The following is an 8614-nucleotide window of genomic DNA, read 5'->3' as shown; positions in this document are numbered from 1 at the left end:
GACAACGTCAAGATGGTCGTCACCCTGATCAACCCGGTGGCAATGGACGAAGGCCTGCGCTTCGCCATCCGCGAAGGCGGCCGTACCGTCGGCGCCGGCGTGGTCTCGAAGATCATCGAGTAAGCCTGCAGTACCGGTGGTTGCATAGCGCCGCCGGTTACGCGAATGGCGGGCCGGGAACCTCGGTCCGCCTTCGCCGTCTAAGGGAAGGCAAGTTTCAAAACGTACGCCAGTAGCTCAATTGGCAGAGCAGCGGTCTCCAAAACCGCAGGTTGGGGGTTCGAGTCCCTCCTGGCGTGCCATCTGCCCACCTTATCCAGCGGCCTGGGCCGCTAAAGCAGACACAGCCTGATGAATAGCAAGATCGAACACTCCAAGGACAACTCCGCCAACGGTGGGGATATCGTCAAGTATGTCGCCGCATCGCTGCTGGTGCTGGCCGGTCTGTTCGTCTGGTTCTGGTTCTCCGCCGACTCCGGTCGCGCCACCCAGCTGGGTGCGTGGGCGGGTCAGCTGCGTGCGTTGGCGGTCGTAGTCGGTCTGGTTGGCGGTATCGGCGTGTTCATGCTGACCGGCAAGGGGCGCGACACCCGCGAGTTCCTCTCCGAGTCGCGCTTCGAACTGCGCAAGGTGGTCTGGCCGACGCGCCAGGAAGCCATCCGCATGACCTGGGTCGTGATGGTGGTGGTGACCATTCTCAGTCTGTTGCTGGGTGGGTTCGATTACGTCATTCAGTGGCTGGTTCAGTTGTTCCTGAGCCGCTAAGGAGAATTGCATGAAGCGTTGGTACGTCGTTCACGCCTATTCGGGCTTCGAGAAGTCGGTGGCGCAGGCTCTGCGCGATCGCATCGTCCGTGACGGCATGGAAGAGCGCTTCGGCGATGTCCTGGTCCCGACCGAAGAAGTGGTCGAGATGCGCGCTGGCCAGAAGCGCCGTTCCGAGCGCAAGTTCTTCCCGGGCTACGTGCTGGTCCAGATCGAGACCCACGAAGAAGCCGGTATTCCGCGCATCGACAACGAAAGCTGGCACCTGGTCAAGGAAACCCCGCGCGTGATGGGCTTCATCGGCGGCACCGCCGACCGCCCGCTGCCGATCGCCGATTCCGAGGCCGAGGCCATCCTGAACCGCGTTCAGGAAGGTGTCGAGAAGCCGCGTCCGAAGGTGCTGTTCGAGCCAGGCCAGATGGTCCGAGTCACCGATGGTCCGTTCAACGATTTCAACGGCGTCGTCGAAGAAGTCAACTACGAGAAGAGCCGTCTGCGCGTCTCGGTGCTCATCTTCGGTCGTGCCACCCCGGTCGAGCTCGAGTTCGGCCAGGTCGAAAAGGCCGTCTGATCCCGCTGTAGAGTCGAGCCATGCTCGACTCCGGACCAGAAACCGGGCTTGGCCCGGTTTCTCTCGTTTACGTGCCGCTTCAGGCATGTGAAGAAAAAACCTGATATAGTGCGCGGCTCCCCGCTGGGAAGCCAGTAGGACGAGGCCGCCGCAAGGTGGCCTTCAGCATGATTTCAAAACGCGATGCCGGGACGCGTGATTCCCGGTCCGATGGGGAGCCTGTTGTCGAAAGGCGCTAGCACCCGGAGAGCATACTCATGGCAAAGAAAGTTGTCGGTTACATCAAGCTGCAGGTGAAGGCCGGTCAGGCCAACCCCTCGCCGCCGGTCGGTCCTGCGCTGGGTCAGCGCGGTCTGAACATCATGGAATTCTGCAAGGCGTTCAACGCTGCCACGCAGAAGCTCGAGCCGGGTCTGCCGGTTCCGGTGATCATCACGGCCTACTCGGACCGTACGTTCACCTTCATCACCAAGAGCACCCCGGCCACCACCCTGCTGAAGAAGGCCGCTGGCATCTCGTCGGGCTCCAAGCGCCCGAACACCGAGAAGGTCGGCAAGGTCACCCGTAAGCAGCTGGAAGAGATCGCCAAGGCGAAGGAACCGGATCTGACTGCCGCCGATCTGGACGCCGCCGTGCGTACCATCGCTGGCTCTGCCCGTTCCATGGGCCTCGTGGTGGAGGGTTAATAAGATGGCACAGACCAAGCGTGAGAAGGCCATCAAGGCCGCCGTCGTTCCGGGCAAGGCATACGCCTTCGAGGACGCGATCAACATCCTGAAGAGCGCCACCAAGGCCAAGTTCGTCGAGTCGATCGACGTCGCTGTGCGCCTGGGCGTCGATGCGAAGAAGTCCGACCAGCAGGTCCGTGGCTCCACCGTGCTGCCGGCCGGTACCGGCAAGTCGGTCCGCGTCGCCGTGTTCGCTCCGGCCGGTGCCAAGGCTGATGAAGCCCTGGCCGCTGGCGCCGAAGCCGTCGGTATGGATGACCTCGCCGAGAAGATGCAGGCCGGCGATCTGAACTACGACGTCGTCATCGCGACCCCGGACGCCATGCGCGTCGTCGGTAAGCTGGGCACCGTGCTGGGCCCGCGCGGCCTGATGCCGAACCCGAAGGTCGGCACCGTTTCCCCGAACCCGGGTGAAGCCGTGAAGAACGCCAAGTCGGGTCAGGTCCGTTACCGCACCGACAAGGCCGGCATCATCCACTGCACCATCGGCAAGGCCGACTTCGCCGAAGACGCGCTGAAGTCGAACCTGACCGCGCTGCTGCTGGACCTGATCAAGGCCAAGCCGGCCACCTCGAAGGGCACCTACCTGCAGAAGGTTTCGGTCAGCTCGACGATGGGCCCGGGCGTCACCGTCGACCAGTCGTCGCTGACCCTGAAGTAATTGTTTGAAGCGGTCACGGTGCCCCTGGCGCCGTGGTCGTGACATTTGAAGGCATCGCTGGCAGTGCATCGCCCGCGGTAGCCGTCAAAGACCGCAGGCGCGGTCGTGGCACTACCGGCGACGGGCACGGAAGCTCGACCTGGCAAGGAGTCGCCGCCGGAGCAGTCACGAACGCTTAATCGATTCCCCGGAATCAACCTGCGTAGATGGTGCCCTTCTGGAGTTTTTCTGGTTCACGCATGTCTGGGATTTCCCTGATTGCCTCCAGGTCTGGAACGGCCCACCCCCCCGGAACATCATCCCGATGTTCCCGGCGTCCAGGACGGATGCCGCACAGGACCGCACACGGCAGGAGCCGTAAGCGGAGTTCAATAGGAGGAGTGCAATGGCTCTCAATCTGTCCCAGAAGCAAGAAGTAGTCGCCGAGCTGGCAGACGTCGCCGCCAAGGCCCACTCCTTGATCGCAGCCGAATACGCTGGCACCACGGTCGCCCAGATGACCGCGATGCGCAAGCAGGCTCGTGAAACCGGTGTTTTCTTGAAGGTTGTCAAGAACACCCTGGCTTCGCGCGCCGTTGAAGGCACCGAGTTCGCAGTCGCCCAGGACCAGATGGTTGGTCCGCTGCTGTACGCGTTCTCGCTCGAGGAGCCCGGCGCTGCCGGTCGCCTGATCAAGGAAGCCGCCAAGGGCAACGACAAGCTGAAGGCTAAGGTCGTCGCCATCGGTGGCGAAGTGTTCCCGGCAAGCCACGTCGAAGTGCTGGCCTCGCTGCCGACCCGCGATCAGGCCCTGGCCATGCTGGCCCGCGTCCTGACCGAGCCGGTCACGATGTTTGCCCGCGCCATCAAGGCCGTTGGCGAGAAGCAGGGTGGTGGCGATGTCGCCGCCGACGCTGCCGAGCCGGCCGCCGAGACCGCCTGAGTTTCGACTTACCGTGGTTCCTGACGGAACCTCACCCCAGAAAATCATCCAAAGGTATTAATCATGTCCCTTACCAACGAACAGATCGTCGACGCCATCGCCGAGAAGTCCCTGATGGAAGTGATGGAGCTGGTCAAGGCCATCGAAGAGAAGTTCGGCGTCTCCGCCGCTGCTCCGGTTGCCGTGGCTGCTGCCGCTGGCCCGGCCGCTGCTGTTGAAGAGCAGACCGAGTTCACCGTCACCCTGAAGTCGGCCGGCGACAAGAAGGTCGAAGTCATCAAGGCCGTCCGCGCCATCACCGGCCTGGGCCTGAAGGAAGCGAAGGACCTGGCCGAAGCCGGTGGCGTCCTGAAGGAAGGCGCTTCGAAGGACGACGCCGAGAAGATGAAGAAGGACCTGGAAGCTGCTGGCGCGACTGTCGAAGTCAAGTAAGCAGTTACCTTGCATCGTCACCGATTCACGGCGATGCAGCCAAGGCTGGGGGCGTAAGCCCCCGGCCTTTGGTCGTTGTTGCGGTATTGGTAGAGTCGACTGCCAGTCGACTGCTGTGAAGAAGGTCGACTGACAGTCGACTCTACCGTTTCAAAAGCAGCAAAAAGCCCAACACGGGCTGCAGTCAAACCCCGGCCGGCCAGCGCAGCGCGCGGCAGCAGGGGCGTGGTGGCAGACGAGTTGGCAGTTGGAAGTAGCGGGAGAAGGCGTGCTGGTGCCGGCAATACCAGCGACTTCCAACTGACAATTTCAAGTTTCCTTCTGGGTCGTGGACGCACGGCCCGCACAACAAGGCGGAAGACCTCATGACGTCCTATTCGTTCACCGAAAAAAAGCGTATCCGCAAGGATTTCGGCAAGCAGCGCTCGATTCTCGAAGTGCCGTTCCTGCTCGCCATCCAGGTGGATTCCTATCGTGAATTCCTGCAGGAAAACGTCGATCCGGCCAAGCGCACGGACCACGGCCTGCACGCTGCGCTGAAGTCGGTCTTCCCGATCGCCAGCTACAGCGGCAATGCCGCCCTGGAATACGTCGGCTACAAGCTGGGCGAACCGGTCTTCGACGAGCGCGAGTGCCGCCAGCGTGGCATGAGCTACGGCGCCCCGCTGCGCGTGACCGTGCGCCTGGTGATCTACGACCGTGAGTCGTCGACCAAGGCCATCAAGTACGTGAAGGAGCAGGAGGTCTATCTGGGCGAAATCCCGCTGATGACCGAGAACGGCACCTTCATCGTCAACGGCACCGAGCGCGTCATCGTCTCGCAGCTGCACCGCTCGCCGGGTGTGTTCTTCGACCACGACCGTGGCAAGACCCACAGCTCGGGCAAGCTGCTGTACAGCGCCCGCATCATTCCTTACCGCGGTTCCTGGCTGGACTTCGAGTTCGACCCGAAGGACGCGCTGTTCACCCGTATCGACCGCCGCCGCAAGCTGCCGGTGTCGATCCTGCTGCGCGCGCTTGGCTACAGCAACGAAGAGATGCTGGCCGAGTTCTTCGAGATCAACACCTTCCACATCAACCCGGATGAAGGCGTCCAGCTGGAGCTGGTGCCGGAGCGCCTGCGTGGCGAAACCCTGGGCTTCGACCTCGCCGACGGCGACAAGGTCATCGTGGAAGCCGGCAAGCGCATCACCGCGCGCCACATCAAGCAGCTGGAAGCCTCGGGCATCGCCGCCCTGGCCGTGCCGGACGACTACATCGTCGGCCGCATCCTGTCGCACGACGTGGTCGACGCCTCGACCGGCGAACTGCTGGCCCAGGCCAATGACGAGATCACCGACGAGCAGCTGCAGGCCTTCCGCAAGGCCGGTGTTGATGCGGTCGGCACCCTGTGGGTGAACGATCTGGATCGTGGCCCGTACCTGTCCAACACCCTGCGCATCGACCCGACCAAGACCCAGCTGGAAGCCCTGGTCGAGATCTACCGCATGATGCGTCCGGGCGAGCCGCCGACCAAGGACGCCGCGCAGAACCTGTTCCACAACCTGTTCTTCACCTTCGAGCGCTACGACCTGTCCGCGGTCGGCCGCATGAAGTTCAACCGTCGCGTGGGCCGCAAGGAAACCACCGGCGAAGCCGTGCTGTACGACAGCAAGTACTTCGGTGAGCGCAACGACGAAGAGTCCAAGCGCCTGGTCGCCGCCCATGGCGACAGCTCCGACATCCTGGACGTGATCAAGGTCCTGACCGAGATCCGCAATGGTCGCGGCGTGGTCGACGATATCGATCACCTGGGCAACCGTCGCGTGCGTTCGGTCGGTGAAATGGCCGAGAACGTGTTCCGCGTGGGCCTGGTCCGCGTCGAGCGCGCGGTCAAGGAGCGCCTGTCGATGGCCGAGTCGGAAGGCCTGACCCCGCAGGAGCTGATCAACGCCAAGCCGGTCGCCGCTGCCATCAAGGAGTTCTTCGGCTCCTCGCAGCTGTCGCAGTTCATGGACCAGAACAACCCGCTGTCGGAAGTGACCCACAAGCGTCGCGTCTCGGCCCTGGGCCCGGGCGGCCTGACCCGTGAGCGCGCCGGCTTCGAAGTGCGCGACGTGCACCCGACCCATTACGGCCGCGTCTGCACCATCGAAACCCCGGAAGGCCCGAACATCGGCCTGATCAACTCGCTGGCCGTGTACGCCCGCACCAACCAGTACGGTTTCCTTGAGACCCCGTACCGCAAGGTCGTGGACGGCAAGGTCTATGACGAAGTCGAGTTCCTGTCGGCCATCGAGGAAAACGAGTACGTCATTGCACAGGCCAACGCCCTGACCAATGCCGAGAGCGTGCTGACCGAGCAGTTCGTTCCGTGCCGCTTCCAGGGCGAATCGCTGCTGAAGCCGCCGGCGGAAGTCCACTTCATGGACGTCTCGCCGATGCAGACCGTGTCGATCGCGGCCGCGCTGGTTCCGTTCCTGGAGCACGATGACGCGAACCGCGCACTGATGGGCGCCAACATGCAGCGTCAGGCCGTGCCGACCCTGCGTGCGCAGAAGCCGCTGGTCGGTACCGGCATCGAGCGCGCCGTGGCGCGTGACTCCGGTGTGACCGTGAACGCCCGCCGTGGTGGCGAGATCGTGCAGATCGACGCCGCCCGCATCGTGGTCAAGGTCAACGAGGAAGAGATCGTTGGTGCCACCGACGCAGGCGTGGACATCTACAACCTGGTCAAGTACACCCGTTCGAACCAGAACACCTGCATCAACCAGCGTCCGCTGGTCCAGGTGGGTGACGTCATCGCCCGCGGCGACGTGCTGGCCGACGGTCCGTCCACCGACATCGGCGAACTGGCCCTGGGCCAGAACATGCTGATCGCGTTCATGCCGTGGAACGGCTACAACTTCGAAGACTCCATCCTGCTCTCCGAGCGCGTGGTGGAAGAGGATCGTTACACCACGATCCACATCGAAGAGCTGACCTGCGTTGCGCGTGACACCAAGCTGGGGCCGGAGGAAATCTCCGCCGACATCCCGAACGTCTCCGAGCAGGCGCTGAACCGCCTGGACGAGAGCGGCGTGGTGTACATCGGTGCCGAAGTCCGCGCCGGCGACATCATGGTCGGCAAGGTCACCCCGAAGGGCGAAAGCCAGCTGACCCCGGAAGAGAAGCTGCTGCGCGCGATCTTCGGCGAGAAGGCTTCGGACGTTAAGGACAGCTCGCTGCGCGTTCCGCCGGGCATGGACGGCACCGTCATCGACGTGCAGGTCTTCACCCGCGACGGCATCGAGAAGGACAAGCGCGCCCGCCAGATCGAAGAGTCTGAAATCAAGCGCGTCAAGAAGGACTTCGACGACCAGTTCCGCATCCTGGAAGCCGCCATCTACATGCGTCTGCGTTCGCAGATCGTGGGCAAGGTGGTCAACGGTGGCGCTGGCCTGAAGAAGGGTGACGTGATCAGCGACGCCTTCCTGGACGGCCTGAAGAAGGCTGACTGGTTCGCCCTGCGCATGAAGGACGAGGACGCTTCGGAAGCCATCGAGCGCGCGCAGAAGCAGATCCAGGCGCACGAGAAGGAATTCGAGCGTCGCTTCGCCGACAAGCGCGGCAAGATCACCGCCGGTGACGACCTCGCCCCGGGCGTGCTGAAGATGGTCAAGGTGTTCCTGGCCGTGAAGCGCCGCATCCAGCCGGGCGACAAGATGGCAGGCCGCCACGGCAACAAGGGTGTGGTGTCCAACGTGGTGCCGGTCGAGGACATGCCGTACATGGCCTCGGGCGAGACCGTGGACATCGTGCTGAACCCGCTGGGCGTGCCGTCGCGTATGAACATCGGCCAGATCCTGGAAGTGCACCTGGGCTGGGCGGCCAAGGGTCTGGGTCGCAAGATCCAGGCGATGATGGAAGCCCAGGCTGCGGTTGCCGACCTGCGCAAGTTCCTGGACGACATCTACAACCACGACGACACCAACGTGGCCAACCGTGTCGACCTGTCGCAGTTCAGCGACGAGGAACTGCTGCGTCTGGCCCGTAACCTCACCGACGGCGTGCCGATGGCCACCCCGGTGTTCGACGGCGCCACCGAAGCGGAAATCAAGCGCATGCTGGAACTGGCCGACCTGCCGAGCAGTGGCCAGACCCAGCTGTACGACGGCCGCACCGGTGAAGCATTCGATCGCCACACCACCGTGGGTTACATGCACTACCTGAAGCTGAACCACCTGGTCGACGACAAGATGCACGCCCGTTCGACCGGTCCGTACTCGCTCGTCACCCAGCAGCCGCTGGGCGGCAAGGCGCAGTTCGGCGGCCAGCGCTTCGGTGAAATGGAAGTCTGGGCGCTGGAAGCCTACGGCGCGGCCTACACCCTGCAGGAAATGCTGACGGTGAAGTCCGATGACGTGCAGGGCCGCAACCAGATGTACAAGAACATCGTCGACGGTGAGCACGAGATGGTCGCGGGCATGCCGGAATCCTTCAACGTGCTCGTGAAGGAAATCCGCTCGCTGGCCATCAACATGGAACTGGAAGACAACTGATCCATGCCGGCGCGG

7 protein-coding genes, 1 tRNA gene and 1 pseudogene are annotated in these 8614 nt (G+C 63.3%); all 9 read left to right on the top strand.

Features of this window, described 5'->3' with window-relative positions; all coding sequences use genetic code 11:
- A pseudogene (gene tuf / locus D7Y61_RS22200) lies at positions 1–123 on the top strand (elongation factor Tu); the annotation flags it as partial.
- Positions 124–226: 103 nt separating this feature from the next.
- Positions 227–302 (top strand) — tRNA-Trp (locus tag D7Y61_RS22195).
- A 49-nt stretch (positions 303–351) separates the two neighbouring features.
- Complete coding sequence (gene secE / locus D7Y61_RS22190; protein ID WP_005408202.1) at positions 352–765, top strand: preprotein translocase subunit SecE; 414 nt, start codon at positions 352–354, stop codon at positions 763–765.
- A gap of 10 nt (positions 766–775) precedes the next feature.
- Complete coding sequence (gene nusG, locus D7Y61_RS22185; RefSeq protein ID WP_004154362.1) at positions 776–1336, top strand: transcription termination/antitermination protein NusG; 561 nt, start codon at positions 776–778, stop codon at positions 1334–1336.
- Between the two features lie 257 nt (positions 1337–1593).
- Positions 1594–2022: a 50S ribosomal protein L11 gene (rplK, locus tag D7Y61_RS22180; RefSeq protein WP_004145248.1), complete on the top strand. Its 429-nt coding sequence runs from the start codon at positions 1594–1596 to the stop codon at positions 2020–2022.
- 4 nt (positions 2023–2026) lie between these two features.
- Positions 2027–2725 (top strand): 50S ribosomal protein L1, encoded by a 699-nt coding sequence (gene rplA / locus D7Y61_RS22175; protein WP_004154350.1) that lies wholly within the window; start codon positions 2027–2029, stop codon positions 2723–2725.
- Between the two features lie 385 nt (positions 2726–3110).
- Positions 3111–3647 carry a 50S ribosomal protein L10 gene (rplJ, locus tag D7Y61_RS22170; RefSeq protein WP_010480377.1) on the top strand — a complete coding sequence of 179 codons (537 nt, stop codon included), beginning with the start codon at positions 3111–3113 and terminating at the stop codon, positions 3645–3647.
- Between the two features lie 63 nt (positions 3648–3710).
- The gene (gene rplL, locus D7Y61_RS22165) at positions 3711–4079 is read left to right on the top strand and encodes a 50S ribosomal protein L7/L12 (protein WP_010480374.1); all 369 of its coding nucleotides are present in this window, start codon (positions 3711–3713) and stop codon (positions 4077–4079) included.
- A gap of 365 nt (positions 4080–4444) precedes the next feature.
- The gene (gene rpoB, locus D7Y61_RS22160; protein WP_180869360.1) at positions 4445–8599 is read left to right on the top strand and encodes a DNA-directed RNA polymerase subunit beta; all 4155 of its coding nucleotides are present in this window, start codon (positions 4445–4447) and stop codon (positions 8597–8599) included.
- The last annotated feature ends 15 nt before the right edge of the window (positions 8600–8614 follow it).

Source organism: Stenotrophomonas maltophilia (genome assembly GCF_013464485.1).
Lineage (GTDB): Bacteria > Pseudomonadota > Gammaproteobacteria > Xanthomonadales > Xanthomonadaceae > Stenotrophomonas > Stenotrophomonas maltophilia_AW.
Note: the sequence above shows the minus strand (reverse complement) of the source record. Positions and strands in the feature narration are given on the sequence as shown.

Excerpts from the sequence above, each read along its gene's own strand:
- secE (WP_005408202.1), top strand. The coding sequence starts at position 352 with ATGAATAGCAAGATCGAACACTCCAAGGACAACTCCGCCAACGGTGGG.
- nusG (WP_004154362.1), top strand. The coding sequence starts at position 776 with ATGAAGCGTTGGTACGTCGTTCACGCCTATTCGGGCTTCGAGAAGTCG.
- rplK (WP_004145248.1), top strand. The coding sequence starts at position 1,594 with ATGGCAAAGAAAGTTGTCGGTTACATCAAGCTGCAGGTGAAGGCCGGT.
- rplA (WP_004154350.1), top strand. The coding sequence starts at position 2,027 with ATGGCACAGACCAAGCGTGAGAAGGCCATCAAGGCCGCCGTCGTTCCG.
- rplJ (WP_010480377.1), top strand. The coding sequence starts at position 3,111 with ATGGCTCTCAATCTGTCCCAGAAGCAAGAAGTAGTCGCCGAGCTGGCA.
- rplL (WP_010480374.1), top strand. The coding sequence starts at position 3,711 with ATGTCCCTTACCAACGAACAGATCGTCGACGCCATCGCCGAGAAGTCC.
- rpoB (WP_180869360.1), top strand. The coding sequence starts at position 4,445 with ATGACGTCCTATTCGTTCACCGAAAAAAAGCGTATCCGCAAGGATTTC.